This window comes from Bdellovibrio bacteriovorus (assembly GCF_025558485.1).
In the GTDB taxonomy this organism is placed as follows: domain Bacteria; phylum Bdellovibrionota; class Bdellovibrionia; order Bdellovibrionales; family Bdellovibrionaceae; genus Bdellovibrio; species Bdellovibrio bacteriovorus_G.
In genome coordinates this window covers 640,636-665,782 of record NZ_CP102930.1, presented here as the reverse complement: position 1 = coordinate 665,782, position 25,147 = coordinate 640,636, and the positions used below count along the sequence as shown (strand labels likewise).

General features: G+C 48.8%; 31 protein-coding genes and 1 tRNA gene. 23 read left to right on the top strand and 9 right to left on the bottom strand.

Annotated features, from left to right (window positions below; translation table 11 throughout):
* Positions 1-18: 18 nt before the first annotated feature.
* Both EZJ49_RS03415 and EZJ49_RS03410 read left to right on the top strand, forming a co-directional pair.
* Positions 19-609, top strand: coding sequence for a hypothetical protein (locus tag EZJ49_RS03415; RefSeq protein WP_262554351.1), 591 nt, complete (start codon positions 19-21; stop codon positions 607-609).
* A gap of 54 nt (positions 610-663) precedes the next feature.
* Positions 664-2,436, top strand: coding sequence for a pyridoxal phosphate-dependent decarboxylase family protein (locus EZJ49_RS03410; protein WP_262554350.1), 1,773 nt, complete (start codon positions 664-666; stop codon positions 2,434-2,436).
* On the opposite strand, the gene EZJ49_RS03405 is transcribed toward EZJ49_RS03410, so the two are convergent.
* On the bottom strand, positions 2,433-2,993 hold the full coding sequence (locus EZJ49_RS03405; RefSeq protein WP_262554349.1) for a DUF4256 domain-containing protein: 561 nt from the start codon (positions 2,991-2,993) through the stop codon (positions 2,433-2,435). The genes EZJ49_RS03410 and EZJ49_RS03405 overlap by 4 nt on opposite strands.
* Before the next feature lie 114 nt (positions 2,994-3,107).
* On the opposite strand from EZJ49_RS03405, the gene EZJ49_RS03400 reads away from it, so the two are divergent.
* The 3 genes from EZJ49_RS03400 to EZJ49_RS03390 are packed head-to-tail and all read left to right on the top strand — an operon-like array spanning position 3,108 to position 4,994.
* Positions 3,108-3,878 carry a hypothetical protein gene (locus tag EZJ49_RS03400; protein WP_262554348.1) on the top strand — a complete coding sequence of 257 codons (771 nt, stop codon included), beginning with the start codon at positions 3,108-3,110 and terminating at the stop codon, positions 3,876-3,878.
* Between the two features lie 50 nt (positions 3,879-3,928).
* On the top strand, positions 3,929-4,333 hold the full coding sequence (locus EZJ49_RS03395) for a hypothetical protein (protein WP_262554346.1): 405 nt from the start codon (positions 3,929-3,931) through the stop codon (positions 4,331-4,333).
* Complete coding sequence (locus tag EZJ49_RS03390; protein WP_262554344.1) at positions 4,275-4,994, top strand: RCC1 domain-containing protein; 720 nt, start codon at positions 4,275-4,277, stop codon at positions 4,992-4,994. The genes EZJ49_RS03395 and EZJ49_RS03390 overlap by 59 nt, the downstream gene beginning before the upstream one ends.
* A 60-nt stretch (positions 4,995-5,054) precedes the next feature.
* Here the strand turns inward: EZJ49_RS03390 and EZJ49_RS03385 are convergent, their stop codons facing one another.
* The 3 genes from EZJ49_RS03385 to EZJ49_RS03375 all read right to left on the bottom strand — a co-directional run bounded on the left by EZJ49_RS03385 (position 5,055) and on the right by EZJ49_RS03375 (position 6,838).
* Positions 5,055-5,435, bottom strand: a complete 381-nt coding sequence (locus EZJ49_RS03385; RefSeq protein WP_262554341.1) for a hypothetical protein — start codon at positions 5,433-5,435, stop codon at positions 5,055-5,057.
* A gap of 211 nt (positions 5,436-5,646) precedes the next feature.
* Positions 5,647-6,390 carry an endonuclease I family protein gene (locus EZJ49_RS03380; RefSeq protein ID WP_262554340.1) on the bottom strand — a complete coding sequence of 248 codons (744 nt, stop codon included), beginning with the start codon at positions 6,388-6,390 and terminating at the stop codon, positions 5,647-5,649.
* Positions 6,391-6,761: 371 nt separating this feature from the next.
* A tRNA-Pro gene (locus EZJ49_RS03375) sits at positions 6,762-6,838 on the bottom strand.
* Between the two features lie 83 nt (positions 6,839-6,921).
* Here EZJ49_RS03375 and EZJ49_RS03370 point away from each other — a divergent pair.
* Positions 6,922-7,584, top strand: coding sequence for a hypothetical protein (locus EZJ49_RS03370; protein WP_262554338.1), 663 nt, complete (start codon positions 6,922-6,924; stop codon positions 7,582-7,584).
* A 4-nt stretch (positions 7,585-7,588) separates the two neighbouring features.
* Here the strand turns inward: EZJ49_RS03370 and EZJ49_RS03365 are convergent, their stop codons facing one another.
* Positions 7,589-7,792, bottom strand: coding sequence for a hypothetical protein (locus EZJ49_RS03365; protein WP_262554336.1), 204 nt, complete (start codon positions 7,790-7,792; stop codon positions 7,589-7,591).
* A gap of 142 nt (positions 7,793-7,934) precedes the next feature.
* On the opposite strand from EZJ49_RS03365, the gene EZJ49_RS03360 reads away from it, so the two are divergent.
* Positions 7,935-8,327: a hypothetical protein gene (locus EZJ49_RS03360; protein ID WP_262554334.1), complete on the top strand. Its 393-nt coding sequence runs from the start codon at positions 7,935-7,937 to the stop codon at positions 8,325-8,327.
* A 95-nt stretch (positions 8,328-8,422) separates the two neighbouring features.
* Here the strand turns inward: EZJ49_RS03360 and rpsR are convergent, their stop codons facing one another.
* Positions 8,423-8,692: a 30S ribosomal protein S18 gene (gene rpsR / locus EZJ49_RS03355; RefSeq protein WP_262554333.1), complete on the bottom strand. Its 270-nt coding sequence runs from the start codon at positions 8,690-8,692 to the stop codon at positions 8,423-8,425.
* Between the two features lie 191 nt (positions 8,693-8,883).
* On the opposite strand from rpsR, the gene rpmB reads away from it, so the two are divergent.
* From rpmB to EZJ49_RS03310, 9 genes are all read left to right on the top strand, one after another.
* On the top strand, positions 8,884-9,165 hold the full coding sequence (rpmB, locus tag EZJ49_RS03350; protein WP_262554330.1) for a 50S ribosomal protein L28: 282 nt from the start codon (positions 8,884-8,886) through the stop codon (positions 9,163-9,165).
* Positions 9,166-9,179: 14 nt separating this feature from the next.
* Positions 9,180-9,437: a KOW motif domain-containing protein gene (locus EZJ49_RS03345; protein WP_262554328.1), complete on the top strand. Its 258-nt coding sequence runs from the start codon at positions 9,180-9,182 to the stop codon at positions 9,435-9,437.
* Between the two features lie 172 nt (positions 9,438-9,609).
* Positions 9,610-9,975, top strand: coding sequence for a hypothetical protein (locus EZJ49_RS03340; RefSeq protein ID WP_262554326.1), 366 nt, complete (start codon positions 9,610-9,612; stop codon positions 9,973-9,975).
* A 15-nt stretch (positions 9,976-9,990) separates the two neighbouring features.
* Entirely contained in the window at positions 9,991-10,821 is an 831-nt protein-coding gene (locus EZJ49_RS03335) for a carbon-nitrogen hydrolase family protein (RefSeq protein ID WP_262554323.1), read from the top strand.
* A 116-nt stretch (positions 10,822-10,937) separates the two neighbouring features.
* On the top strand, positions 10,938-11,183 hold the full coding sequence (locus tag EZJ49_RS03330) for a hypothetical protein (RefSeq protein ID WP_262554321.1): 246 nt from the start codon (positions 10,938-10,940) through the stop codon (positions 11,181-11,183).
* 39 nt (positions 11,184-11,222) lie between these two features.
* On the top strand, positions 11,223-12,959 hold the full coding sequence (locus tag EZJ49_RS03325) for an electron transfer flavoprotein-ubiquinone oxidoreductase (protein ID WP_262554319.1): 1,737 nt from the start codon (positions 11,223-11,225) through the stop codon (positions 12,957-12,959).
* A gap of 84 nt (positions 12,960-13,043) precedes the next feature.
* Positions 13,044-14,168, top strand: a complete 1,125-nt coding sequence (locus tag EZJ49_RS03320) for a class I SAM-dependent RNA methyltransferase (RefSeq protein ID WP_262554318.1) — start codon at positions 13,044-13,046, stop codon at positions 14,166-14,168.
* 54 nt (positions 14,169-14,222) lie between these two features.
* Positions 14,223-14,618 carry a branched-chain amino acid aminotransferase gene (locus EZJ49_RS03315; protein ID WP_262554316.1) on the top strand — a complete coding sequence of 132 codons (396 nt, stop codon included), beginning with the start codon at positions 14,223-14,225 and terminating at the stop codon, positions 14,616-14,618.
* Positions 14,619-14,647: 29 nt separating this feature from the next.
* Positions 14,648-15,016 (top strand): polyketide synthase, encoded by a 369-nt coding sequence (locus EZJ49_RS03310; protein WP_262554314.1) that lies wholly within the window; start codon positions 14,648-14,650, stop codon positions 15,014-15,016.
* Positions 15,017-15,075: 59 nt separating this feature from the next.
* Here EZJ49_RS03310 and EZJ49_RS03305 read toward each other — a convergent pair whose 3' ends face one another.
* Together EZJ49_RS03305 and lpxD are read right to left on the bottom strand one after the other, a co-directional pair.
* Entirely contained in the window at positions 15,076-15,441 is a 366-nt protein-coding gene (locus EZJ49_RS03305) for a hypothetical protein (RefSeq protein ID WP_262554312.1), read from the bottom strand.
* Between the two features lie 15 nt (positions 15,442-15,456).
* Positions 15,457-16,503, bottom strand: a complete 1,047-nt coding sequence (lpxD, locus tag EZJ49_RS03300; protein WP_262554310.1) for a UDP-3-O-(3-hydroxymyristoyl)glucosamine N-acyltransferase — start codon at positions 16,501-16,503, stop codon at positions 15,457-15,459.
* A gap of 126 nt (positions 16,504-16,629) precedes the next feature.
* Between lpxD and EZJ49_RS03295 the strand changes: the two genes are divergently transcribed.
* The 4 genes from EZJ49_RS03295 to EZJ49_RS03280 all read left to right on the top strand — a co-directional run bounded on the left by EZJ49_RS03295 (position 16,630) and on the right by EZJ49_RS03280 (position 20,079).
* Positions 16,630-17,235 carry a hypothetical protein gene (locus EZJ49_RS03295; protein WP_262554308.1) on the top strand — a complete coding sequence of 202 codons (606 nt, stop codon included), beginning with the start codon at positions 16,630-16,632 and terminating at the stop codon, positions 17,233-17,235.
* A 72-nt stretch (positions 17,236-17,307) separates the two neighbouring features.
* Positions 17,308-17,526 carry a translation initiation factor IF-1 gene (gene infA, locus EZJ49_RS03290; RefSeq protein ID WP_011163494.1) on the top strand — a complete coding sequence of 73 codons (219 nt, stop codon included), beginning with the start codon at positions 17,308-17,310 and terminating at the stop codon, positions 17,524-17,526.
* 47 nt (positions 17,527-17,573) lie between these two features.
* The gene (locus tag EZJ49_RS03285) at positions 17,574-18,758 is read left to right on the top strand and encodes a Tex-like N-terminal domain-containing protein (RefSeq protein ID WP_262554304.1); all 1,185 of its coding nucleotides are present in this window, start codon (positions 17,574-17,576) and stop codon (positions 18,756-18,758) included.
* Between the two features lies 1 nt (position 18,759).
* Positions 18,760-20,079, top strand: a complete 1,320-nt coding sequence (locus EZJ49_RS03280) for a helix-hairpin-helix domain-containing protein (RefSeq protein WP_262554302.1) — start codon at positions 18,760-18,762, stop codon at positions 20,077-20,079.
* 174 nt (positions 20,080-20,253) lie between these two features.
* Here EZJ49_RS03280 and EZJ49_RS03275 read toward each other — a convergent pair whose 3' ends face one another.
* The gene (locus EZJ49_RS03275; protein ID WP_262554300.1) at positions 20,254-21,624 is read right to left on the bottom strand and encodes a hypothetical protein; all 1,371 of its coding nucleotides are present in this window, start codon (positions 21,622-21,624) and stop codon (positions 20,254-20,256) included.
* Between the two features lie 268 nt (positions 21,625-21,892).
* On the opposite strand from EZJ49_RS03275, the gene EZJ49_RS03270 reads away from it, so the two are divergent.
* Genes EZJ49_RS03270 through EZJ49_RS03260 form a run of 3 tightly spaced genes read left to right on the top strand, consistent with a single transcriptional unit; the run spans position 21,893 to position 25,071 of the window.
* A complete protein-coding gene (locus EZJ49_RS03270) occupies positions 21,893-23,281 on the top strand; it encodes a TldD/PmbA family protein (RefSeq protein ID WP_262554298.1) in 1,389 nt (462 codons plus the stop codon).
* A complete protein-coding gene (locus EZJ49_RS03265; protein WP_262554297.1) occupies positions 23,281-24,624 on the top strand; it encodes a TldD/PmbA family protein in 1,344 nt (447 codons plus the stop codon). Before EZJ49_RS03270 ends, EZJ49_RS03265 begins: the two co-directional genes overlap by 1 nt.
* Entirely contained in the window at positions 24,625-25,071 is a 447-nt protein-coding gene (locus tag EZJ49_RS03260) for an LEA type 2 family protein (RefSeq protein WP_262554296.1), read from the top strand.
* Positions 25,072-25,147: the final 76 nt, after the last annotated feature.

The following is a 25,147-nucleotide window of genomic DNA, read 5'->3' as shown; positions in this document are numbered from 1 at the left end:
TTTTAAGGGAGAGACGGTATGGAAAACAGAGTCATGATGACAGCCGAGGACATGAAGCTGCCGCAAATTTTGGTGCGTGAACCCTTCGCGGAATTTCTTCGCGCGGATCAGGAGGAGTACAGCTTTCCGATCTCCCTTTTGGATGTCGTGAGATTTGCGGGGCACGCCTGTCCTTCGATGGTCGGAGCCTTTGTAATTTCACAGAGAGCGGTGCGAGAACTTTTTCCTGAAACAGGTGTACTGATCCGCGGGCAAGTGTCGGTGGAAATGGGGTCGGCCGTGGATCGGGGGGCAACGGGCCCGATATCGAACGTATTTTCCATGATATTTGGCGCATGGGAAAAAAGTGGTTTTGGTGGCATTCAGGGAAATTTTGTGCGCCGGGGACTGCTTTCCTATGAAGTTTCAGATCTGCCCCCGGGTACATACAGATTTAAGCATTTGGGAACAGGAAAGACGATTGAAGTTTTCTATGACTCTTCCCAGGTGGATCTGAAAGGGGACTTGTCGGATCTTTCTTTTCAAGAGGTCTGGAGAATGAAAATTCGCCGAATCGTGATGGAAGCTGACAAGGTGCTGATGGTTAAAGTATCCCAGTCGGCTCACTAGAATCCACCGGGGCGTTGGATTCCAGATGTCAGGGAGTTTGTTAAGGTGGCTTTTATGAAAGACAAATTAGCAACGCTCTGTCTGTCCGAAGAAGCCGCTTTAAAGGGGCTTTTTCTGGGGCCGCAGGCGGAAAACAGTCAGTGGGTTTCTGCGCAGATCAATGCCCTTTTAAATTCCTGGTTTGAATGGCGGCGCAGTTTTCGGCCGGGTGATGGCAGAGCGGTTTCCTCAGCCGATATGGAATCCGCGGATTATATAAAACGCCGTCAGCATACGGACGATGTCTTGCAGGAACTGGCATCACGTTTTGAACAGGAAATTCCAAAATTTTCCCCACGCTACATTGGTCACATGTTTTCAGAGACCTCACTGCCGGCCTTGTTCGGTCATATTCTGACTTTGCTACATAATCCAAATAATATCTCTGGTGAGTCCTCTTGGGTCGGAGTCACCGTCGAGGAAGAGGCCATCACCGCTTTGGCGCAAATGATGGGTTTTAGAAAAGGTATTGGACATTTCACTTCGGGCGGAACCATTGCAAATTTTGAGGCTGTCTATCGTGCACGTACACGATGTGTTAATTGGATGGCTGCGGGGTTGGAACAGGGTTGTTGTTCCGCGTTTGCCAGTGCGGCCATGGGTTATCGAAGTTATAACGAAATTTCCCACGGGGTAAAGGCTTCTGCAGAAAGATTGAACCCATTTGAAGGCAATCCCTTTATAGCAGCACAGGAAATTTCGCAGAAAATCGGGCGTGATTTTCTGGGGCCTGTGTTGTTAATTCCGGAACACAAACATTATTCCTGGACAAAGTCGGCCCACGTTTTTGGCCTGGGTGCCGAGGCTTTGTGGCCGGTGCAACTGGATGCTCACGGGCATCTGGATATTCAGGATTTAAAGAGGCAGATTCGGCGTGCTCAGCTTGAGGATCGCCCCATTGTGATGGTGGTGTCGGTTTTAGGAACAACAGAGCTGGGCATGATTGATCCGATTCATGAGGTGCAAGAGCTGCTGGATATGTACCGCCATGTTGAAGGCTGGCACATCTGGCATCATGTGGATGCAGCTTACGGGGGATTTCTTTGTTCTTTAAAAGGGGAAAATCAGGAAGTCAGCGGTGTTCTGTCGGAACAAAGCCTTAAGGCCATTGAAGCGATGGGGCGGGCGACATCGGTCACCATTGATCCTCACAAGCTGGGGTATGTGCCGTATTCATCAGGGGCTTTTATCACTGCTGACGAAAAGGACTATTATCAAAGGTCCTTTGGGGCACCTTACGTGAATTTTTCTGTTAACAAGGACAAGGGGCCTTTTACATTGGAAGGCTCTCGGTCGGCGGCGGGAGCGGTTGCGACCTGGATGACAGCGCAGTGTGTGGGGTTTTCTCAGGAAGGTTATGGGCGGCTGATTGCACGCACAATTCGTCTAAGAAAAGAGATGGAAGAGGTCCTGCGGGAAAATGTGCCGAATATTCGTGTGGCTCCCAGTGGGGACGCCAATCTTCTGGGGTTCTGCGTGGCTCAGCCAGGGGATTCTTTGCAAAAGGTGAATGAACGAACTTTGCGGCTTTATGAAACCTTTGCAGCGGATAATCACAGTGACTTTTTTATTTCAAAAACCCGGATTTATAAGAAATGTTATTCGCGATATTTTGAAAATGTTGTCAGCTCATGGCAGGGCAGGATCGACGCCGATGAACTGGTGCTGGCAAGGATTTGTATTATGAACCCGTTCTTTAAAACCAAAGAGATGAATGTGGATTTTCAGGATCTCTTTGTTCAGTCGCTGCAAGAACGGGTCAGAGGCTTGGACTCATTAAAGATCTAAACCTTCAACAACCCGCGGAAGCCGCGAACGGCATAGTAGGATTCCGCGCCATTATGATAGGTAAAGACATGGTCATAGCGGCGGTCACAAAAAATCGCACCACCCAGCTTGCGGATAGCAGGCGGGGTCAGCACCCAACTGGAGCTTTTCAGATCGAATTCACCCAGGCTTTGTAGTTCCCGGTACTGTTCTTCAGTCAGAATTTCCACGCCCATTTCTGCGGCCAGATCCATGGCGCTGTTTTTTGGTTTGTGTTCTTTGCGGGAATTGAGGGCCTGGCGGTCATAACAAATGCTGCGGCGGCCTTTCGGGGTTTCTTCTGAACAATCACAGAAAAGAAATTTGTCCGCTTTCTTATCATATCCGATCACATCTGGTTCACCGCCGGAACTTTCCATTTCTTGCAGGGACCACAGTTTGTCAGGGTGGGCTTCCAGGCGGGACTGGACTTGAGACCACTTTAGGCCTTTGTGGCGAGGCATATTGTTCTCGAATCGTTCCTGAAGAGTTGTGAGAAGGCTTTCGGATTGTTTTGGGGAAAGTTTCTTTTTGCTCATGGATATAAGGTGCCGCTGCTTTTTCAAAAAGGCAAACGAGAGTTTGTGTCTCAGATTGGGTAAAAGAGGTCTGGGATCTTAAGAAGAATTCCAAATTAGACCATAAATAGTATCATGTATATTTCGTGGAACGTTTGGGGAAATATTTCTGTTTTGCTGATCACAGCTTGGTTTATGATCGGCTGTTCACTTAATTTAGAGATGTACGGTCCGGCTTCAGGCAGCTTTTCCTCCAGATTAACTCCTCCAAAAGTCACTCAAGTTACGGCAGACCTGACGGGGATTGCCAGCACTTCCGAGATATCAAGTTTGTCATTACCTCGGGCTACAACAGCACAAGTGATTCCAATTTCGATTGAGTTCGATCGTGCCATGGTGGTGAATGGCAGTCCGACGCTGGAACTTTCCACGGGGGCCATTCTTCGAAAGGCAGCCTATGTATCGGGGTCGGGAACATCCACTTTGATTTTTGAATATACGGTGGTTGCCGGTGATTCCGCCGCGAAGTTGGACTATACCGAGGCCATGGCCATAAGTCTGAATGGTGGCGAGATCCTGCCGATAAATCAGGAAAATGAGTTTACTGCCCTGGAACTTCAAGAAGCTTTAAAATTACCAGATCCGGGCTCTGATAAATCTTTGGCGGGCACAACGCCTGTACTGATTAACACCGTGCCGGAAGTTAAATCGTTGAAATCGCCGGATACGGATGTCTATCTGGACGGAACCAGTTTGGAAGTCGTGGTTAAATATGATCAACCAGTTTCGGTGTCAGGCAGTCCGCGTTTGCCGATTCAGGTGGCCAGCAACACCAGAAATGCGAATTTTGTGGCGCAGATTTCCCCCAGTGAACATCACAGGTTCTTACTTACACATCGATTTTAACCGCATCATTTGCATCCAGCACACAGACCGTCGAGGTTGACAGCAGTGCCGTGGATATTCTGATCCCGGTGGTTTTAAATGCGCCGGCCCCGATTCCTTTTAAAGTGTCGATTGAAACAATGGGCGAAGCGACAGCTTCAGATTTTCAGCTGTCTTCAAAGTATGTCAGTTTTGGAATAGGCTCGAGTGTCGAGTATCTGACGGTCCGCCTTCTTAGCCATTCGACGGCCGGACCGGAAAGACGTTTGCGTCTGGTGTTGGCGCAGAATCAGCTTGGCACCGGCGGTGTGCTGTCCATGACAGAGATCAATATCCGTGATCAGATTTTGGTGGCACCAAAGATTGTCGATTATAAACAAGGCGATGATCTTGGAAAAGGATGTGGTCAAGGTCGCGATGAGTTCAAACGGCGGCTGTGCAGTTCTGAATTCAGGAGCATTGAAGTGCTGGGGTAAAAATGACTTTGGGCAAATTCAGCCGGGCACGACCACGAGTCAAACCACACCATTTGAGGTGGTTGCAGGTGGTGTGACGGACGTTGCGCTGATGGACAGTTCGAGTTGCTATTTAAATCAGGCAGGTGAGGTTCGCTGTTGGGGGCGTGGTGCCAATGGAGAGTTGGGTCAGGGAAACACCACGAATCTTTTAAGTATTCCGTCAGACCCGATTTTGACGGATGTTCAGAGCATTTTTGCCGGTGGTCGCCAGCAATCGTCCCAGGCCTGTGCGATAAAAACCAACGGCGATCTGTATTGTTGGGGATCCGGTTTTGGTCTTGGTTTAACTTCGACGCCGCAGAAAATGTTGGAAGGTGCTAAAAAAGTTTCATTTGGTGGATATAACTCTGTTTGTGCGATTGTCGGAGACCAGAGGTCCCTGAAATGCTGGGGTGAGAATAGCTCCGGCGAAATGGGGGATGGAACCAAAATCGCCCGAAGCTTTGCCGATGGCCCTGTCACGGTGGTGACTGAAGGCGTGAAAGATGTGTCCTCTGGACCCGGATATAATTGTTTTGTGATGCAGGAATCCGGAGAGATGAAGTGTATGGGCGGCAAAGCCGAAGTCTTCGCCAGTGGTGATTCAACCAAGTTCGCCAAGACGGTTTTTGGTTTGTAGATGAGATGATGGGCCTTGAGATCAGCGGTCTCAAGGCCTTGAAACTGCAATCTGGCGATTCTATTTGCAGGTCGCCAGAAGAGTTGTCATTTCCCCCAAAGAATCGAAGATGATCAATGCATAGTCGTAGCCACTGGAATCGTCTGTCACGGCACGGAACTGGACGCCGGAGCCAGTGTAGTAAATCATAGGGCCTGTTTGGTTGCGATACTTTACATGATATGTTTTCAGGACAGCATCCTGCGATTTTCTGTGGTTGGAAAAGCCATTCAGGATTTGCACGGTCTTTAAATTGTCATCCCCGCTTACGCTTAGATACTTTGTTGTGTGTGCCACCGGGCTGACGATTCGGCAGATTTCGGATGTGGCAGTGTCGGCCTGTGCCGTCGTGATCGTTAGAAAAGTCGTGGAAAACAGCAGGGCTTTTACGAATGTATTCATAAATACTCCTAAAGGGTTGATTCTGCTCCGTGGCCTTGGGACGGATTTCCCAACTCCACAAGAACAGAGCTTTCGAAGGGGAATGGTGCGATAACCATTCCCACTTCAGGACGTATTTAATGGACTTGAAGGTGTGGCTGTTGTTTAAGCCCCATCAGGCGTGCGGAAACTGTCAGCGAGGTGTTGGGGCCGCGTGTTTTAGCCTTGTGGGCTAAAACTTGGAGATTTGATCAACGTACTCGGGGTGATCAATGAATGGATTGCGATTGCCTTGAATTCTTTCAATGGCGTTATTGCGTTCCAGTTCTGACTGGTCCACAGGATCAAGCTTATTCCAGCGGCGCAGAGTTGCTTCCTGAGCAGCAGGCAACGGGAAGTCATAGCGAACGGCAAAGTAAAATACGGCTCTGGCAACATTGCCTTTGTGTTTAGTGGGCGGTTCAAAAACCAGTTCGCTGCCGCCGCCTTTGCCTAGTTTTGACTCTGTGGAGATGTCCTGTCTTTGTTCGTCAAAACATCTTGGTGCATTTTTAATTGTGCTGACATCGCCAAATGCGAAATTACCGCGCATGGAATTGGCTCTGGAATCTGTCGGGTAAAGATGGTGAAGATCCGCTTTGCCGACATTGAAATAGTGGCGTCCCTTGAACCAGGACTGGGCGACGGTGTGTTCGACGTTGATGATCATGGAAGAAGGCTCTTTTCTTGGGCCAACTCCGTTACCAAGGTGGGTTTGACCATAAGGAGTGGAGCAATAAACTTCGTCAATGGCGTAAGAGCCGTCACTTAGTCTAATAAGTGCAACATTTCCAAGAAGCTCTACCTGGGCTTTGTCGTAAGAAATCGGGTGGTGGTCGGAAGTGACCTGTTTTTTCAGATCACTGCGAAGGTCTGCTTTGGCTGTGATAGATGTTAAAACCAGTGCGGCTGACAATAGAATCAAAGAACGGCCCACATTTCCCCCTTGTTGGTCGTACAATATCTTCAACGAGAAGATATCTGACGAGTATCAAAGGGGTTTTAGTGTTTCAATCTTGAAAGGTGGGATGTCTTGGTGCGGCTCAGATAAGAAAACAGAATCCTGACAAAGCTATTTGTTTTTGAATATCTCATCAATATTGGAGTGAAGTTTTGCCGTCAGGCTTTCCATGAGGGTGCTTGTGAAATCCTCAAGGGTGTCAGCGGGGATGGGGCTCGTGCTAGCATCCTGCTAGGGCGAGCGAACCCACGACCCAAGCTTGACCTGTAACTTCGAAACCTATCACCAGGTCCGAAAAACAAAAAAGCCGACTACAATCTTCGATTGCACTCGGCTTTTTTGTAAATTGGTCGGGGAGATAGGATTCGAACCTACGACCCTCTGGTCCCAAACCAGATGCGCTACCAGACTGCGCTACTCCCCGACAGGTAATGGAAACTACATAATTGGGTGGGCACTTGTCAAACTACTAGATTCTAACGCGCAATATAAGCTATCCTTTTTTCCATGGAAAACTTTTTGAACTCGTTGCCGAAGCCTGTCCTTGCCATCCTTGTTCTGGTCGCAGCTATTTTTGTCTTTATGGTCATGAGTCCGCCTCATTCCGTGTGCGACACTCAAGCTGAAACCTTCAAGGAGTTGCAAAAAGGCAACATCTTCCCAACGCTCTACAAGAAGAACAAAATCCCGCCGACGATTGTGCGTGCAAAAGAGGCATGTCAGTTGGGGAATAGTGCCGGGTCCTGTTATGAATACTTTACGATTCTGCGTCAAGTGGCGGAAGGGGTCGGCAAGGCGTCAGCGGAATGCACACCTCAGCTTTATGAGATGGCCGAAGTCCGCTCCGCCCTGAATGACGGGATGGAGTTGATGGCGCGGCTGGCGTGGGGGACTAAGCCTCCAGAGCCGGGATTGGAGAGATTCGGATGGATGCAAGACGCAGAAATCGCAATTTTTTGTCGTCTGAAGAACATCTACACACGCGCTAACGGAGAAGAGGCCTGGACCAACTTCCGCAGAAGAGTTTACGAAAAGTTCCCGGGTGAAGAGATTCCTCCCTCTGCAGACCCTAATTATGTGGCAGCAGAGCCTCGCAAGGTCACGCTGGTCCTGTCTGAACAGGACATCTGGAATCGCAGTCTGTTTTCCGTGCGCTGTGAAGTTTATTAGTTAATTACAAAGAGATTTCCAAAGACTTCCAACGAGGTCTTTGATCGCGATATTCCATTTGGCCATACAGGACCAGATCATGGTCGTCGCGATGCTGAATGCGGAAGCCGAAGTTCTGAATCTTGAACAGACTCCATTCGGCAGGATTCAAGCCAAAGTTTTTAAGTTGGTTTTGCAGAAGCAGAAGATTTAGTGATGACAGTTTCATGGTTCCCCCATTTGTTTAAGTTGTTGGGAACCTCTTAGTGCAAGCCGGGGACCGGACGGTGCCGGACGTCTGCTGCAATTTAAAGGGGTTTCGGCTGCCCTGGGTCTTGAGTTGTCTTTGGGGCTGGTCTAGCTTCTAGGATATGAGACGAAATGCCTTCCTTGGATATTTGATTGCCCAGTTTATAGTTATCATCGCTGTCGTGGCCCTGTTCCGGGGCGTTGAGGATCGCCAGATCGCGGCGACAATGGCGGGGACCTTGTTTGTGATCCTTCCGGCTATTTTGATGGTTTGGGAATATCGCCGGGCACAGCTCAGTCAAATGCTGTGGTTTGTCATAGTTATGCAGTTTTGGACATTGTTTGCGCTCCCTATTTTGGGGATTCGGCTGGCGAACTGGGGGATACCTTTTGAGCAGCTTTCATTTATTGGAATTCCGGGTCCTGTGCTGCATCAATGGTCCAGTAAAAGTTACATGGCGATGGTGGCTGTGACGGCCTGGTGCTGGTGGAAATTGTCCCGGAAGAAGTCGTAGGGGCTTAAAAAGCAGGTTTAAAACGCAAAAAAGCCGGTTCATCACCGGCTTTTTTGTCTTTCCAATCAGGAAATCTCTATTTAGTTCAGATCGAATTAGATCTCGAAAGGAACTGGAGAAATTGCTTCTGCTCTGTGGAATGTATCGTAAGAGTCAGAGCCAGATGGCAATAGAGCCAAATTGCGGGATTTCTTAACAGCTGCAGCAACTTTTTTCTGTTGAGCAACGGAAAGTTTAGAGATTCTGGATGGAGTGATTTTACCACCGTCACCGATGAAACGAGTCAAAGATGCTGGATCTTTGTAATCGAATACGTGGTCACCAGAGAATTCCTGACGGTATTTGCTACGAGTTGTCTTTTTCATTACTATCCTCTTTCGATTTCCTATTGGTTAGCGAGTTCTTGTGTATACGAGAAAAAACAGTTGCCATCAAGTGTCTTTTTACTTTATATGGTTGTTTCTTGTTTTGCCGCGCCAATAGGCGCCAATCCAGACTTGTAGCCAGTTAGCGGGCCTTAGGCCTGCCTGTAAGAGATGAGCCAGAGGAGCTTAGAATGAGCAAATGTGAAGTAACGGGAAAAGGCCCCATTGTTAAGAACTTGGTCAGCCACTCCAACATTAAAACGAAGTCAACTGCTCTACCAAATGTTCAGAAAAAACGCATCTTTAGCCGCGTTCTGAACCAAATGGTTAGATTGCAAATCGCAGCAAGCGCTATCCGTGACATGGAACACGTTGGCGGTTTCGATAACTTCATTCTTAATCAAGATGACTCCAAGCTTTCTAAAAGAGCTTTGGCAGTTAAAATGAGAATTAAGAAGAAAATTAAGAACTAATAAGGCTGGCCGACATGAAATTGAAAATCAAAAAAGGCGCGACAGTACAAGTTATCACAGGCTCTGACAAAGGTAAGAAGGGTTCTGTAATTGCTGTTGATGCAAAAGCTATGAAAATCCAAGTTCAAGGTGTGAAAGTACAAACACACTACGACAAAAAAGACGGTCTTTTGAAAAAAGAAGGCTTCATCGACTACTCCAATGTGAAGTTGGTTGAAGGCGCTTCTAAAGAAAAGAAGACTAAAAAAGCGACTAAGTCTAAATCTGCATAGTCTTTCATCCGGTTGTTCTGACGAGATCAACCGGGCAAAGTTTGCCTAAGACAAAGTCTAAATTTGGTCCTTAAAGCGATCTCTTCGTTTTAGTCTCTTACATAGCTGCGTAAAATCTAAGTTGAGTTTAGAAGTATTAATTTCGGCCAACTTGTTAAAAGAGGAGAGCAGCTTGAAACAGGACCAAATCTTTAAAGCAAATAAACTAAAAGCACTGTTCTCGGTAACGATGACGGTGCTTTTTTTTTCGTCCCTAGGTTCGTCTTTAGCTCAGGCTGCTGAACTGGGCGATTCTTTGGTTTTGTGCAAACATAATAAAACAGTGCGCACTCTGCGTGTTGAAATCGACAAAGATCAAATCTGCCGCACAATCTACACCAAGCAGGGTGTGGATGAAGTCATCGGCTCCGGTCAGAATCATAATTCCTGTGCGGAATTTGTTTCCAATGTCAGAAAAAATCTGGAAGACGCCAAATGGAATTGCCGCGAGGTTAAAGAGGCACGCACGTCCAATGTTCTGCTGAATTCAGCAGAATAATAAAAAGGAGCCATTATGAGTGCAGAGCTGGTTGTTGCCGCGATTCAAATGACGTCTGTGGATGACGTCGCAACCAACGTCACTCAGATGGAAGAACTTCTGAGAGAGGCTTTTAAAAATGCCTCTCCGCGCTTTGTCAGCTTTCCTGAAAACTGTCTGTATCTACGACTGAAAGAGGGCGAAAAAATCGAAGGCATGACGGTCAGTCATCCGGCCTTTGCCCAACTCGCAGACCTTGCCAAAAAACATAATACTTATCTGCATCTGGGATCAGTGCCACTGTATCTGGAAGGGCATCTTTATAATTCGTCCGTGCTGATCACAGATCAGGGGGACATCCATCCCACATACCAGAAAATGCATTTGTTCGACATTCAGCTTGATGGGCAGGCCCCGCTGCGCGAATCCGATGTGTTTCGCCATGGGCAGACTCCAAGCATGATTGAGGTGGACGGATTTAAAATCGGTGAGGCGATCTGTTACGATGTGCGTTTTGCCGAGCTGTTTTCCCAGTATGCGCGTAAGGAAGTGGATGTGATTCTGCTGCCAGCGGCATTCCTGGTAAAAACCGGGGAGGCGCATTGGGAGATCCTGTTGCGGGCCCGTGCGATTGAGAATCAATCTTATGTGATTGCGGCCGCTCAAGGGGGCACCCATCATGGACTGCGCGGAGGCACGCGCGAGACCTATGGCCATACTCTGATCATTGATCCTTGGGGTACTGTTGTCGGGCAGATCGAAAAAAGGACCCCCGGTGTGACCATTTCCAAATTAACTCGCGATCGCATTGAGTCTGTGCGCCGCCAGATCCCGATGAAGTTTCATCGCCGATTGCCTGTGCCCTAGAGCATGGCGTGGTCCAGAACTTTCTGGACTGAGTTCCGGAATTCCTGCAATATTTCAATGACAACATTCTCAGTTAGCTTTTAATATGCGCCCGAGCGCAGAAGATGGAGCTGGATATGATCCGAGTTTTCTTATGTTTATTTCTGCTATCCTCAGTAGGTGTTCAATCCGCGCTGGCTCAGGATGCGGTAGAGCCTCAGTACGATGAGGCTCGCGAAGCAGAGATCGCTGCAAAGGCTAAAAAACGCCTTTATCCCGGTGGTCGTGACGAAGAGGATTTGAAAGTGCAGTCCCAGTTGTCGACTCCGCCGCGCAAGTTGGCCCCGCAGGCTGAAGTCAAAGACGAGCCGATGGAAGAATAGGCCTTTTGCCAGAAGTGTATTGAATTGAATGGAGAAAATATGTCTGTAAACGATCAACTGCCTGAAGGTGTTACACGCGAAACGATGGACGTCGATGTTCTGATCGTCGGTGGTGGTGCCGCGGGATTGTCCTGTGCCCTTCACCTGCAAAATCAAATTCAGAAACACAACGAAGATGTTTCTACGGGCCGCAAACAGGGCGAACAGATTCCTGAACAAATGATCGTGGTTCTGGAAAAAGCTTCCGAAGTCGGTGCCCACAGTTTCTCGGGCGCGGTTCTAAATCCAAAAGCTTTGCAGGAACTGATTCCGAACTTCAAGGACGAGGGCTGCCCTCTGGACTCTGAAGTGAAAAAAGATGCTGTTTATTATCTGGGCTCTGATTTTTCTTTCAAACTGCCAATCACTCCGCCGCCGTTCCATAACGAAGGCAACTACATTGTTTCTTTAAGCAAGTTCAACCGCTGGCTGGGAACAAAATGTGAAGAAAAAGGCATCAACATCTTCCCGGGCTTTGCGGCTGTGGAGGCTTTGTATGAAGGCAACAAAATCGTCGGTGTTCGCACGGGCGATAAGGGCCGCGACAAGAATGGCAATCCAAAAGCCAACTTCGAGCCGGGTTTGATCCTGAAATCTAAAGTGGTGATCTTCGCTGAAGGCACGCGTGGATCTTTGTTCAAACAAGTTGAAAAGAAGCTGGATCTTCGCGCTGGCAAAAACAAAGAGGTTTTTGAAGAGGGCGTGAAAGAGATCATTCAGATGCCTCCGGGCACGGTGGAAGCAGGTCAGGTTATCCATACCATGGGCTTCCCGTTGTCCAAGTCCATCGGTGGTACTTTCATCTACACTTTGCCGGGTGATAAGATCATCGTGGGCTTGGTCGCGTACCTGGATACCAACGATCCTTTGTTGGACCCGCACCGTGAACTGCAAAAATTGAAAACTCACCCGTTCCTGAAAAGCATGTTGAAGGGCGGCAAGGTTGTCGCATACGGCGGTAAGACTTTGCCGGCCGGGGGTTGGTATTCCATGCCGAAGCTTTACGGCGATGGCTTTATGGTGTGCGGGGACTCTGCCAGCATGGTGGATGTTCAGAAGCTAAAAGGCATCCACTTGGCAATGAAGTCGGGTATGCAGGCGGCGGAAACTATCGTGGATGGTTTGGCTAAGGGTGCTGATTTCTCTGAAAGCACCACCAAGGCTTATTCTGACCGTATTGAAGCGGGTTATGTGAAATCTGAGCTTTATCGTGTGCGTAACTTCCACCAGGCACTAAGCAAGGGCATCGTGGAAAGCATGCCTTTGCTGGCCCTGCAAGAGATCACGGGCGGCCGTGGCCTTCAGGACCCAATGCCTATTGACCATATAGACGCCGAAACGACCGAAAAGGTGGTGGATATCTGGGGACCTTATGGTTTGGACCACGAGGACAACAAGCTTCCGAAACCGGATAGCGAGCTGTTCTTTGATAAGCTTTCCAGCGTTTATTTGACGGGCACCATGCATGACGAGGATTCCCCAAACCACCTTATTTTGAAGGACGGGGATATCTGCCGCACGGTATGTGAGCCTCAGTACAAATCACCATGTAATCATTTCTGCCCGGCCTCTGTTTATGAGATGGTGCCGTCCACAAAAGAAGCAGGTAAGAAGGACTTACAAATCAATTATACGAACTGTATTCACTGCAAGACTTGTGATATTAAGTGCCCATTCGAAAACATCGAGTGGACCGTTCCTGAAGGGGGCGGTGGACCACAGTACCGCGAAGTCTAGGATTCCATTGGGGAGTCCTGGCTGGCGGAGGGAAGCTCAGCGCATAGGGACTGGGCTTTCTTAAACCACAGAAAGGACTGCCCCATGCCTGAGTTTTTTGCTTCCACAGCCCGTGGACTTGTTGAACCGTTAGAACAAGAATTGAAAGATCTGGGACTTAAAGTCACCAATCGTTACATCGGGGGCGTGTTCTTTGAGAGTAACTGGGAAGGCTGCTATAAAGCCAACCTTCACTCCCGCCTTGCCAGCCGTATCCTGAAACCTGTTTTGGATTTCACGGCTTATCAACCCGAAGAATTGTACAATCAAATTCTTCGCCATGATTTCACCAAATACATCAAACCGACGCAGACTATTTCCATTGATGCCAGCGTGTCCGATTCCAAAATGCGTGACCAGCGCTTTGTTGCGATGAAGGTCAAAGACGCTATCGTCGATCAATTCCGTGAAAAATTCGGTGTGCGTCCTGACGTCGATAACGAAAATCCGTCTTTGCGCATCCATGTTCGTGCGATTAAAAATCAATTCAACGTGGCGATTGACACTTCCGGTGACAGCTTGTTTAAGCGCGGTTACCGCAAGGAAGTGGGCGATGCCCCTTTGAAGGAAAATCTGGCGGCGGGTCTGTTGCGTCTGTCTGAATGGGACGGTCAAAGTCCGCTGGTGGATTTCATGTGCGGTTCCGGCACTTTCCTGATCGAAGCGGCGATGATGTCCATGAACATTGCTCCGGGTGTGAATCGCAAACGTTTCGGTTTCCAAAACTGGCTGAACTATGAAGAGGACGCCTGGGAAAAGGTTGTTCAGGAAGCCATGGACGCGGAAAAAGAGGAGCTTCCATTTAAGTTCTACGGCTTTGATATCGACAAACGCGTTTTGATGAATGCCAAAGATAACGCCAAACGTGCTGGTGTGGATCAGGTGATCGAATTCAAAAAAGAATCTGTCGCAACGGTGGAGCCACCGGTTGAAAAAGGTCTGATTGTCGTGAATCCGCCGTATGGTGCTCGTATCGGTGACGAGGACAACCTGCGTGACGTGTATCGTGATCTGGGCTTTACCCTGAAGCACCGATTCAAGGGGTGGGATGCATGGATTCTATCCGGCAACAAAGAGCTGATTGCGGATCTGAAGTTGAAATCCACCCGTAAGCACTTCGTATTTAACGGCAATATCGAATGCCGCTTCCTGAAGTATTCCATGTTCTAGTTGCCCGTGGGCGGTCTTGCGGGGCTGCCTGCTGTATCCTTAGAGGGGGATTTTATGAAGATTGTGTTTTTGCTGATCAGTCTTTTACCGGGGATGGCCTGGGCCGGATTGACCTCGAATGAAGTGGTTCAAAAAGTGGAATGCCGTCTTTCAAATGACGGTGTGGTGCTGAAAGAGCGCGAAGCCTACATGATGAATATCGTCATTGATCAGGATTACGGAAAATTTATCCAGATCCAGTTCGGTGATGAAAGTACGGTGATTCAGTATCAGTTGTTGATTGAAAACGATCCTGAAGCGACAGTTCCGGGTTCGATGATCTTCCTGCAAAACCTGAAGGTCGGTGAGCGCGAAGCGACGCAGGAGTTTTCAGCCCAGCAGGTGAACTGGGTGCGCACAACAAACGAAGGTTACATGGTTCAGTGCAACCTTCCGGAACCGATTAAGTAATATTTCAACCAGTGTTTATGGAGATTAAAATGAAACGTTGGATGAGTGCAGTTGCTGTGATGATGTTGTTTTCCGCAGAAAGCTTTGCGGCGAAATCCTATGTCTGCGAAGGCAGGACAGAAGAACAGGCTCCAGTACATCTGGAAATTTCTGTTGATAACAACGACTATGCGACCGTGAAATTCGCGGGTGCGGACTATGAAAATGAATGGGTCGGTGAAAACACCCGTGTGTATCGTACGATCGGTGGTCGTACTAAAATCACCACTGCTTACGGCAGCCGCACGGAATATTTCGTAAAACTGGAGGTTTCTGATGATGGTACAGGCAGCCTGGTTTACGAAGAGGATGATTCCGGCTGGGAATACTTCGTTGAAGCCCAAGTGAAGTGCAAATAGTTGAAAATAAAAAACCGAGGCCTTGACCTCGGTTTTTTATTTTAAGCTGTCATAATTTTTTAGAAAGGTTTGTTGATCGCAAAGATCGCAGCTGTGGTTCCCAGAACCAAAAGCAGGATGGCGATAGGCCAGCCGATGTAGCCTTTTCTTTTGATCAGGGATACAGCAACGCCCAGAAGCACCCAGATCAGAAGTTTGCCGTACAACCAGCCCGGCATGGCACCCATGATGCCCAGTTTGGCCATCATGCCGAAGCCACCGACCAGCAATAACATCAAACCCAAACCGTGAGTCGCAAAGCACATGATGCGTGCTTGTTTGTTCAGTTGCACGCGTGCGTAGTTCGCAACCAGAAGTCCGCCCAAGCCGAAGAACAGAGTCATAAGACCCAGGAAGTGCATGATTTTATAGAACTGATACGTCATTAAGAAGTCTCCTTGTTATTCTTCTTTAAGGCCAAGATGTTTGATCACACGGGCAAGGTCTTTGCGGATGCGTGTGATGTGGGTTTTGTTGGTCAATGTTTTAAGGGCGTCACGCAAAGGCTCCAGCGGGTAGCCGCCGTACTGGCCGGACTCTGTTAGATTGAAGGTCACAGCGCCACGCCCTGCGATAACCACGCGATCTGTGATGGTGACGTGGTCAGAAACCGCGACTTCACCGCCGAACATGCAGTTGTTGCCAATTTTACTTGATCCCGCCACGCTGAATTTTGCCGCCATCACGCAGTTTTCACCGATGATCACGTTGTGGGCGATGTGGCAGAAGTTATCCATTTTGGTGCCATTGCCAATGCGGGTTTCAGTCAGGGCGGCGCGGTCGATGGCGCAGTTCGCACCCAGTTCCACGTCGTTACCGATAACCACGCGGCCGATCTGCGGGATTTTCTTCTGATGCCCTTCTTTATTCATGACAAAGGCAAAGCCGTCAGAGCCGATCGTAGTGTGAGGATGAATTTCGCAGCGAGCTCCCAGAACACAGTGTGAACCCAGGAAAACATGGGGATGCAACAAGCTGTGATCACCGACTTCGGCAAAGGATTCAACCACGGTGTGGGCGCCGATGGTCGTGCCTTCACCGATTTTGGCTTGTTCTCCGATAACCGCATAGGGGCCAAGGCAGACGTTTTTCCCCAAATGTGCGGTCGGGTGGATCACTGCCGTGGGATGGATTTTTTCCGTCTGATTGAAGCGGTTCATTTTTCCATCGAACAAAGGCAGGATGGCAGCCATCGCCAGTTGTGCAGAATTGGCCAGGAATAAAGTGGACTTGCTGTCAGCAGGAAGTGTCAGTGCTTTGTGCGCTACAATGATTGGGGCCTGTGCCGTCAACGCTGCTGCAAGTTGCTCGGGCTTGGAAACAAAAACCAAACTTTCTGAATCGCAGAGTTCCGGAGGAAGAACTTTGGAAGCAATAGCTTCCATAGAGCCGGAAACGAAGTTAAGATCAGGGGAATTTAGCTCTTTGATAACTTGTGCTGTAATCATAGTGATGCCTCGCGCTAACACTTTACTATTATTTTTTTGATGTCAAGACACTGGGTGATAGTATAAAGCTGCTTATATAGACACTTTTTGATTCTTTCTCACCTTTAATTTTGGAGAGGAAACGAGATGGCGAAAAAGGCTGCGAAAAAGGAAGCACCTGCGGCAAAGGCAAAGGCAAAGAAGACAGCAAAGCCCACGGCAAAACCGGTAGCGAAGAAAGCTCCGGCAAAAGCCCCTGCGAAGGCGGCTAAACCTGCGAAGCCTGCTGCAAAACCTGCTAAACCTGTAAAGGAAGTCAAAGCGACAAAGGCTCCTGCGAAAAAGGAAGTTAAGTCTGCGGCTCCTGCCAAGCCAGCTCCGAAGGCGGCGAAGCCGGTTGAAAAAGCTCCTGCTCCGGCAAAAGCTCCGAAGGCTGAAAAACCTGAGAAAAAGTTGAAGCTGGTGGAAGCTGCTCCGGCGGCGGAAGTTGTCGAGGCTCCGAAAAAAGAAAAGAAAGTCAAAATCGACAAGACCGGCATGTCCGACGATCAGGTGAAATGGCACGAGCTTCATGAGAAGTACAAGGCCATGAAAGCCCCGACCTACAGCATTTCGGGTCAATTTGAGGCAAAGACTCCGCTACAACATAAAATCTTTGGCTGGGGTTTCATTCTTTCCAATGAATACGATCGTTTGGAAGTTCTTTTTGAGGACAGCAAGCGTATGCTGATCAGCAACAGAAAGCTGTCCTAATCTGATGTTTCACCGGGTGCCGGGCAGAAAAGTATTGCAAGGCACCAGAAACTGACCTAGAAATTTATCTGCATGGCAAAAGACGATTTGGTACAAATTGACGGAAAAGTGATCGACGCCCTTGCGGGTGGTCTATACAAAATTGAACTTGATAATAAAGTTATCATTAACGCAAAGCTTTGCGGAAAAATGAGACGCTTTAATATCCGTGTGGTTGTTGGTGACCGTGTGAGCGTGGGGGTTTCTCCTTACGATCCTTCTCATGGCTTGATCCAATTCCGTCATAAATAATACCGATTTAATATCTTCTAACATTTCCAATTAAATCTAGAGGTTCTATGGATCAGGCTCTTCAGAGTTATTTGGCTCGTATTGCTCCAACCGTTCCCGCTAAGTCAGCACAGGCTGTGATCGAACTAGCGGCAGAAGGAGCGACCGTTCCGTTCATCGCACGTTACCGTAAAGAGAAAACAGGCAATCTGGACGAGGTTCAGATCCGCGCTGTGATCGAAGGTCACGAAACTTTCAACGAAATCGTCAAGCGTAAGGCGTTCCTGATTAAAGAAATCGGCGAACAAAACAACCTGACGGCAGAAATCCAGAAGCGTATCGAGCTTTCCTGGGATCTGGGCGAGTTGGAAGAAATCTACAAACCATTCAAAAAGAAAAAGAAAACCAAAGCAACCATCGCGCGCGAAGCGGGCTTGGAACCTTTGGCAAACTGGATCTGGGAAATGGGCCATGGCCTGATCAAAGACGATCAGACTATGGAGATGAAGGCGAAAAACTTCCTCAATCCAACTGCAAAAATCAACACCTACGAAGAAGCGCTTAAAGGTGCTCAGGACATCATCGTCGAAAAAATCGCCAATGATGCCGACCTTCGTGCGATGGTGGCGAAAAACTACAACGACAGCGGTCGTGTGGTGGCGAAAGCAGCCAAGGGCTACAAGGCAAACTCCAAGTACGAAATGTACAAGGAATTTGAAGAGCCGGTTAAAAACCTGATGGACGCGAAAAACAATCACCGCTATCTGGCGATGAGACGCGGCTGGCAGGAAGAAGAGCTTTCCGTTGACGTTAAAGGTGACGACGAAGCTATTTTGAAATCCTATGAAAACTTCGCAACCAGCACTCCGGACAATGCCATCGGCGATTATCTGAAACAGTGCGCTCGTCTGGCGCTGAACGTTTATGTTCTGCCTTCTGTTGTGAACGAGGTTCACCGTCAGTTGAAAGAAAAAGCGGATCAGGATGCCATCACGGTCTTTGCTGAAAACGTGCGTAAGCTGTTGTTGGCTTCTCCGTATGGACCTAAATGTGTTCTGGGTGTGGACCCTGGTTTAAGAACGGGCTGTAAAGTGGCCTTGATCGATAAATCCGGTGCTTTCATTTCTCACACTGTTCTTTACACTTTGGGTGATGATGCTGACAGAAAAGCGAAAGTTTTATTCGGTGATGTGATGAAGCAGATCCAGATCGAGGCGATCATCGTCACCCAAAGTGTAAAGAACAGGCTGTAAAGTGGCCCTGATCGACAAATCCGGCGCCTTCATTTCCCACACGGTTCTTTACACTTTGGGTGACGATGCTGACAGAAAAGCCAAAGTTCTGTTCGGCGACGTGATGAAGCAGATCCAGATCGAGGCGATTGCTGTCGGTAACGGAACTGCCGGTCGCGAGACTGAAGCCTTCCTGAAGAAAGTTCTGAAAGACCTGGGTAAAAACATCCCGGTTGTGATGGTTTCTGAGTCCGGTGCATCCGTGTACTCGGCTTCCGAAGTGGCTCGTGAAGAGTTCCCGGATCTGGATGTCACTGTTAAGGGTGCGATCTCTATCGCACGTCGTTTGCAGGATCCATTGGCTGAGCTTGTTAAGGTCGATCCAAAATCCATCGGCGTTGGTCAGTACCAGCACGATGTGAATCAGTCTCAGTTGAAAAAGTCCCTGGAAGCCGTAGTTGAGTCCTGCGTGAATAACGTGGGTGTTGACGTGAACACGGCATCAGCAGCGCTTCTTTCGCACGTGGCGGGTATCGGCCCGGCATTGGCAAAAGGGATCGTTGAGGCTCGTAAGAAAGCCCTGTTCAACGAGCGTTCTGAGCTTTTGAAAGTTCCAAAATTCTCTGCCAAAGTTTTCGAACAGGCGGCGGGTTTCCTAAGAATCCCACAAAGCAAACATGTTCTGGATTCCACTGGTATTCACCCTGAGCGTTACCAGGCGGTGACGGACATGGCGAAAGACCTGGGCGTGTCTTTGTCTGATGTTATCGGCGAAGGTGCGAAGAAACTGGTTTCCCAAAGAAGCAAATGGGCGCAGCTGGTGGGTGAGTTCACCTTTGATGACATCGTAAAAGAACTTGAAAAACCAGGCCGCGATCCGCGTGATCCGTTCAAGGTGTTCCAGTTCCGTGATGATATCATGGAAGTGAAGGATCTGACTGAGGGTATGATCTGCCCGGGTATCGTGACGAATGTGACCAACTTTGGTGCGTTCGTGGATATCGGTGTTCACCAGGATGGTCTGGTGCATATCTCTGCATTGTCTCACAAGTTCGTGGATGACCCTCGTAAAGTGGTGAACCCAGGTGACCATGTGACCGTAAAGGTTTTGAAAGTGGATGTGGTTAAGAACCAGATTTCATTGACGATGAAAATGGACGATGCTCCGGAAGCGTCGGCTCCTCGTGGCGAAAGACGTCCGGAAAACCGTGGTGCTTCCCGCCCAATGGGTCAGGGTCAGCGTCCACCGGCTGGCAGACCGGCTCAGGCTCCAATGAAACCAGCAAACCCGTTCAACAACCCGTTTGCAGCTTTGATGAATGTTCCGACAAATAAGAAATAACAAGGAGAACTAAAATGGCAGCAAAAGGTAAATCCAGAAAAGGTATCCGCGCTAGAAAAAAACGCATCTTGACCAAGAAGCGTATGTACAGAGCAAAAATCCGTAAATAGGTTTTGCTAAAAAAGCGCCCCGTAGAAGGGCGCTTTTTTTATTCTCAAATTCGACCGGAAATCACTAGGGCTGTTTTTCAGCCGTCTGTTGCAACAACAACAAATCCTTATAAGTAAAGATTCGTTCCTCGCGGGACGTGTGCAAATCCTTGTCTGTCACATTGGCGTAGGACGCCGCAAACAAGCTGGCACCCAGGTCCTTGCCCTTCATTTCAATCGTTCTTGAGGCAAAGCGGATACCGCCTTCTCTTAACGCCGTTAAACTGGTAAAGCGGGCTGCTGCCACGGTCGGCAGGGAGCTGAGTGTTGCCACCAAGCTGGTTTCAATCGCCACAATGGTGTTCCCGACAGACTGGCCGGCAAAGAACAAGGCCAGAGTGGAATACATCACACGGGCTTCGGCATTTTTCACGGCGGTATGGCTTTGGGCCCCGGTCAGCCACAGGGCGAAATTGTCTTTCATCTTGTGATAATCATCATAAAGCTGTTTCCCAGTGATGGCCGTCACTGTACCGCCGCAGGCCAAAGACACCGGCCATGCCTGTAAAACAGCGGCAACCAGCGAGCAAGTTGAAAATGCTGCCAGCTTGATGCTTGGCGAGTTTCTTTCGATCCACGCTTTCAGGCCCACAGTGTGTTTCTGGTTTATCAGCATCAGTTGCACCATGCGCTGCTTGACCGGATTTCCGGCCACGACATTGGCGACCACTGGTTCATACACCAAAAAACTTAGCAGAGGATTTTTCTCGGTGTCGTAAAGTTCGCCCAGAGCTTTTTGAACATGTTCAATGTACTTGCCAATGGCGCTGGCCACCTGCTGATCGGTGGGTTTGTCGGTGGGAAGATAAATCACAAACGGCACCTGATGGATGATCAGGAAAGCTTGCAGACGATAAAACTCTGCGGCCTGTTTAAGTTCATTTTCTATCACGTAGCCTGTGGGATCAAAGCGAGGGCTTTTCGGAAAGTTCAGATATTTTTGCTCGGCTTTGTCTGAAATGGCCTGAAGGTCATCTTTATAGATACGACGTAACAGAGACAGCTCGGACTGATCCTGATCGAATCTGGTTTCGTAGCGCACAAAGGGCAGGGTCATTCCCAACCGGGCCGAGGTCACAGTCGTATAAACCCCCTGGCCAGCTACGGTTTTGCCGTTGGCAAGTCCCACAAGCAGGCGATATTCTTCTGACTTCTGCTTGATGGCGGAGCGGATCAGGGGAAGTTTGGACTTGATGTCTTCATCGCACAAATTGATGAAGGCAAAGCAGCGGCGCAACTTTTCTGCTTCGGTTTTTTGTTTTTCCACCAGACTGATGGTTTTGGTTTTAATCTCTGTTAGCAGAGCCTCTTGGTCTGCTGTCAAAGAGGGCTGCGTGCTGGCCCCGGCAGAGGCGGACAGCATCGCGATCGCAAGAATCACAGAAAGCACGTTCATACTATTTCCTTACAATTCCTCAAATTTCATCACCCTGCCGGCAATAGTCGGCACTTTGTCAAAGGACTCGACATTGGAAGGGGGTTCATTTGAGTTGAGAGCTCATTCATTACTCCTGCGCAGAGAGTCTTCAAGACCTGTTCCATAAGAGACCAAATTAAAAGATCTATCTGGTGATACTCCAGGGCGTGATGACACGACCTGTGGGGTTTTTCACTTTGGAGGAGGGCTCAGGTAGGATACTCTTGAAGCTCTTAAGGAGGTCCTCATGATCGTTCAACCTCATATCCTGACAAAAGCTCTGGATGCGGCTTTGAGTACAGGTGCTGATTTCGCAGATATCTTTTTGGAAGATACATATTCCTCGCAATTGAGTGTTCTTAATTCCAAGCCCGAACAGGCCATTGTCGGCCAGTTGTACGGTGCGGGTATTCGTTTGTTCTTTGGTCATGAGATCGTCTATGTGACGACCAACGATTTGTCAGAGACCGGTCTGGTAAAGGCGGCGTTGAACGCGGCTCAGAGCCGTGGGGCCGGAGCAGCGTCCAAGTCCATGCCTTTATTGCAGGTGCCTTTCGATACGATCCACACCTACGGAGAAAAACCTTGGGAAATGAACCGTGATCGCAAGTTCCGCTGGTTGAATACGATTGATCAGGTGTCCCGTGCACGCAATTCCGCGGTGACACAGGTGGATGCGGGCTTGAATGAAAAATTCCAGCGTGTGCAGATCGCCAACTCCCGTGGTTTGATGGCCTATGATGAACGGGCTTACACACGTATTCGCATGCAGACCTTTGTTGAACATAATGGCGTGAAAGAAAGCGCCAGTGAAGATGAAGGTCACATGGGAACATCAGAAATCTATGACAATATCGATTTGAAATCCCTGGCAGAACAGTCTGTGGATCGTGCGATGATGCTGACGACCGCAGCTTATGCACCCGCAGGTGAAATGCCGGTGGTGATTGATAATGCCTTTGGTGGAGTGATTTTCCACGAAGCCTGTGGCCACGGTCTGGAAACAACGTCAGTGGCAAAGGATGCCTCTGTCTTTTGCGGGAAGCTGGGACAGAAAATCGCACACGAAAGTGTGACGGCCATTGACGATGGCACCATCGAAAACGGCTGGGGCTCCCTGAATATGGACGACGAGGGAAATAGAACCAAAAAAACCACATTGATTGAAAATGGTGTTTTGAAATCCTATATTGTGGATGAAATGGGCGCTCGTCAGACGGGCTATGATATTACTGGCAGCGGACGCCGTCAGTCGTATAAATATGCTCCGGCATCCCGTATGCGTAACACGTTTATTGCTGCGGGTAAGGATAAGTTTGAAGACATGATCCGCGACGTGGATTACGGCCTTTACGCCAAAAAAATGGGTGGTGGTTCCGTGAACCCGGGAACAGGTGACTACAATTTCCAGGTGGGTGAAGCCTACATCATTCGTAATGGTCGTATCGAAGAACCTGTAAAAGGGGCCTGCCTGATTGGTCGTGGTATCGACACTTTGGGTAAGATCACTAAGGTTTCTGATGATCTAAAATTGGCACGCGGTATGTGCGGGTCTGTCAGTGGTAGCATCCCGGCAGCCGTGGGGCAGCCACAGATTCTTGTTTCCAGCCTGATGGTTGGGGGGAGAGCAAAATAATGGATACAGTTAAAACAACCTTCCAAACAATTGTTGAAAAAGCCCGTCACGACGGCGCCAAAGTGGAAATGCTGATCTCGGGCGGGGAAAGCCTGAGCATTGGTTATTCCAAAAAGAAACTGGAATCCTTTGAATCCACGCAATCCCAAATGGCCGGTCTGCGTGTGATTTTGGGGGCCAGTCAGGGGTATGCCTATACCGAAAATCTTTCTGAAGAATCGTTGCTGCGCACTTATGTGGAGGCCTTGAACAACGCCAAAACTGTGCAAAGTGGTGATGCCGCAGCGGTGGAGCTGGTAAAGCCACAGTCTGTGAAGGTGATGGAGGGTCTGTTTAAAACAGAAACCGTGGCGATGGATAAGAAATTGGAAGTCGCACGTTTGCTGGAAGAAAAATGTCTGGATAAGGATGCGCGCATTACGGCGGTTCCTTATTCCGGATTCAGTGAAAATGTCAGCTTTAAGCGTGTGCTAAATTCTGAGGGCCTGGATCAGGAATTCAAACAGAGTTATTATTCCGGCTATGCGTATCCGCTGGCAAAAGAGGGCGAAAGCTCCAAAATGGGCGGCGAAGGATTCTTTGCGCGCAACTTCGCGGATATTAACGCGGAAAAAGTGGCGCATGACGGTGTGGATAAAGCCGTTTCCCGCTTGGGCGCCCAGAAGCTGCCGACAGGAAATTATGCGGTTGTGATCAGCCGTGACGAATTCCCGATGGTGTTACAGATGATTTATCAGTACTTCTCTGCCAAAGAGGTTCACGAGGGGAAATCCCTGTTCCAGGGCAAGCTGGGACAAAAAATTGCCAGCGAAAAGTTTGAACTTCTGGATGATCCATTTGAAACACGCGGAACTGCGGTACGTCCTTTTGATGATGAAGGTGCAGCTTCGCAGAAAACGGTTCTGTTTGAAAAAGGTGTTCTGAAAAACTTCCTTTCCAACTTGGAATATGCAAAGAAAATGAACCTGCCGCACACCGCACATGCCCGTCGCAGTCCGGCTTCACAGCAGGCGATTGGACCGACAAATCTTGTGGTGGCCAAGGGGGAACAGTCATTGCAGGAATTGTTGTCCTCTCACGATAAAGTTGTGTATTTGACAGAGTTCTCTGGCGGATTGCATGCGGGTTTTAAAGAATCCACTGGTGACTTCTCGATGCCCGCAGAAGGTTTCCTGTATGAAAATGGCAAAAAGATCGCACCTGTGGATCAGTTTGTGATGTCAGGGAATGTTCTGGATCTACTTCGTGAAATCGAAGCGATGGGGAACGAATATAACAAGCCGGGCAGTTCCTTTATTTGTCCGGATGTGCTGATTAAATCCTTAAGCTTTGCAGGTGCCTAGATGAAGTCTGTTTTGGCACTTGTGATGACAGGATGGATGGCGGTCAGTGGGTTGGGCTGTGCCAGCCTGCTGGGCTATAAAGAAGAACCCAAAGTTCAGTTGCACGAGGTCTATGCCAAAGATGCGGATCTGGTCGGAACAACGCTGGTGTTTGTGATCGACGTGGAAAATCCTAATGAGCGCGACATTAAGGTGGATGAAATCACCTACAAGGTCTTCTTGTCTGGCAAAGAGCTGACGGAAGCCAAAACCGAAAAGCCAGTGACGGTTCCAGCAAAACAGTCGGCAAAGGTCGAGGTTCCGCTGCCTGTGAAATACACGGCATTGCTGGGTAATATCGGCAGTATCCTGATGGCCCGTGAAGTGAGCTATCGCATCGAAGGCGATGCAAAGCTCTCATTCTTCAGAATCCCCTTCTCCAAAGAAGGAAAAGTAGAACTCCGCTAATCCAAAAGGTACGGACTTACTTTTGGTAGTGCAGCAGCGTTAGACGCGCTATTGCTACCAGAAGTAAGTCCGTACC

What these genes read in the sequence shown, in the direction of transcription:
- EZJ49_RS03360 (WP_262554334.1), top strand. Translation starts at nt 7,935, where the DNA reads ATGAGACGAAATGCCTTCCTTGGATATTTGATTGCCCAGTTTATAGTT.
- EZJ49_RS03405 (WP_262554349.1), bottom strand. Translation starts at nt 2,993, where the DNA reads ATGAGCAAAAAGAAACTTTCCCCAAAACAATCCGAAAGCCTTCTCACA.
- EZJ49_RS03325 (WP_262554319.1), top strand. Translation starts at nt 11,223, where the DNA reads ATGTCTGTAAACGATCAACTGCCTGAAGGTGTTACACGCGAAACGATG.
- EZJ49_RS03305 (WP_262554312.1), bottom strand. Translation starts at nt 15,441, where the DNA reads ATGACGTATCAGTTCTATAAAATCATGCACTTCCTGGGTCTTATGACT.
- EZJ49_RS03410 (WP_262554350.1), top strand. Translation starts at nt 664, where the DNA reads ATGAAAGACAAATTAGCAACGCTCTGTCTGTCCGAAGAAGCCGCTTTA.
- EZJ49_RS03295 (WP_262554308.1), top strand. Translation starts at nt 16,630, where the DNA reads ATGGCGAAAAAGGCTGCGAAAAAGGAAGCACCTGCGGCAAAGGCAAAG.
- EZJ49_RS03400 (WP_262554348.1), top strand. Translation starts at nt 3,108, where the DNA reads ATGTATATTTCGTGGAACGTTTGGGGAAATATTTCTGTTTTGCTGATC.
- EZJ49_RS03335 (WP_262554323.1), top strand. Translation starts at nt 9,991, where the DNA reads ATGAGTGCAGAGCTGGTTGTTGCCGCGATTCAAATGACGTCTGTGGAT.
- EZJ49_RS03370 (WP_262554338.1), top strand. Translation starts at nt 6,922, where the DNA reads ATGGAAAACTTTTTGAACTCGTTGCCGAAGCCTGTCCTTGCCATCCTT.
- infA (WP_011163494.1), top strand. Translation starts at nt 17,308, where the DNA reads ATGGCAAAAGACGATTTGGTACAAATTGACGGAAAAGTGATCGACGCC.
- EZJ49_RS03275 (WP_262554300.1), bottom strand. Translation starts at nt 21,624, where the DNA reads ATGAACGTGCTTTCTGTGATTCTTGCGATCGCGATGCTGTCCGCCTCT.
- lpxD (WP_262554310.1), bottom strand. Translation starts at nt 16,503, where the DNA reads ATGATTACAGCACAAGTTATCAAAGAGCTAAATTCCCCTGATCTTAAC.
- EZJ49_RS03315 (WP_262554316.1), top strand. Translation starts at nt 14,223, where the DNA reads ATGAAGATTGTGTTTTTGCTGATCAGTCTTTTACCGGGGATGGCCTGG.
- EZJ49_RS03415 (WP_262554351.1), top strand. Translation starts at nt 19, where the DNA reads ATGGAAAACAGAGTCATGATGACAGCCGAGGACATGAAGCTGCCGCAA.
- EZJ49_RS03320 (WP_262554318.1), top strand. Translation starts at nt 13,044, where the DNA reads ATGCCTGAGTTTTTTGCTTCCACAGCCCGTGGACTTGTTGAACCGTTA.
- EZJ49_RS03270 (WP_262554298.1), top strand. Translation starts at nt 21,893, where the DNA reads ATGATCGTTCAACCTCATATCCTGACAAAAGCTCTGGATGCGGCTTTG.
- EZJ49_RS03310 (WP_262554314.1), top strand. Translation starts at nt 14,648, where the DNA reads ATGAAACGTTGGATGAGTGCAGTTGCTGTGATGATGTTGTTTTCCGCA.
- rpmB (WP_262554330.1), top strand. Translation starts at nt 8,884, where the DNA reads ATGAGCAAATGTGAAGTAACGGGAAAAGGCCCCATTGTTAAGAACTTG.
- EZJ49_RS03365 (WP_262554336.1), bottom strand. Translation starts at nt 7,792, where the DNA reads ATGAAACTGTCATCACTAAATCTTCTGCTTCTGCAAAACCAACTTAAA.
- EZJ49_RS03265 (WP_262554297.1), top strand. Translation starts at nt 23,281, where the DNA reads ATGGATACAGTTAAAACAACCTTCCAAACAATTGTTGAAAAAGCCCGT.
- EZJ49_RS03260 (WP_262554296.1), top strand. Translation starts at nt 24,625, where the DNA reads ATGAAGTCTGTTTTGGCACTTGTGATGACAGGATGGATGGCGGTCAGT.
- EZJ49_RS03285 (WP_262554304.1), top strand. Translation starts at nt 17,574, where the DNA reads ATGGATCAGGCTCTTCAGAGTTATTTGGCTCGTATTGCTCCAACCGTT.
- EZJ49_RS03345 (WP_262554328.1), top strand. Translation starts at nt 9,180, where the DNA reads ATGAAATTGAAAATCAAAAAAGGCGCGACAGTACAAGTTATCACAGGC.
- rpsR (WP_262554333.1), bottom strand. Translation starts at nt 8,692, where the DNA reads ATGAAAAAGACAACTCGTAGCAAATACCGTCAGGAATTCTCTGGTGAC.
- EZJ49_RS03385 (WP_262554341.1), bottom strand. Translation starts at nt 5,435, where the DNA reads ATGAATACATTCGTAAAAGCCCTGCTGTTTTCCACGACTTTTCTAACG.
- EZJ49_RS03390 (WP_262554344.1), top strand. Translation starts at nt 4,275, where the DNA reads ATGAGTTCAAACGGCGGCTGTGCAGTTCTGAATTCAGGAGCATTGAAG.
- EZJ49_RS03330 (WP_262554321.1), top strand. Translation starts at nt 10,938, where the DNA reads ATGATCCGAGTTTTCTTATGTTTATTTCTGCTATCCTCAGTAGGTGTT.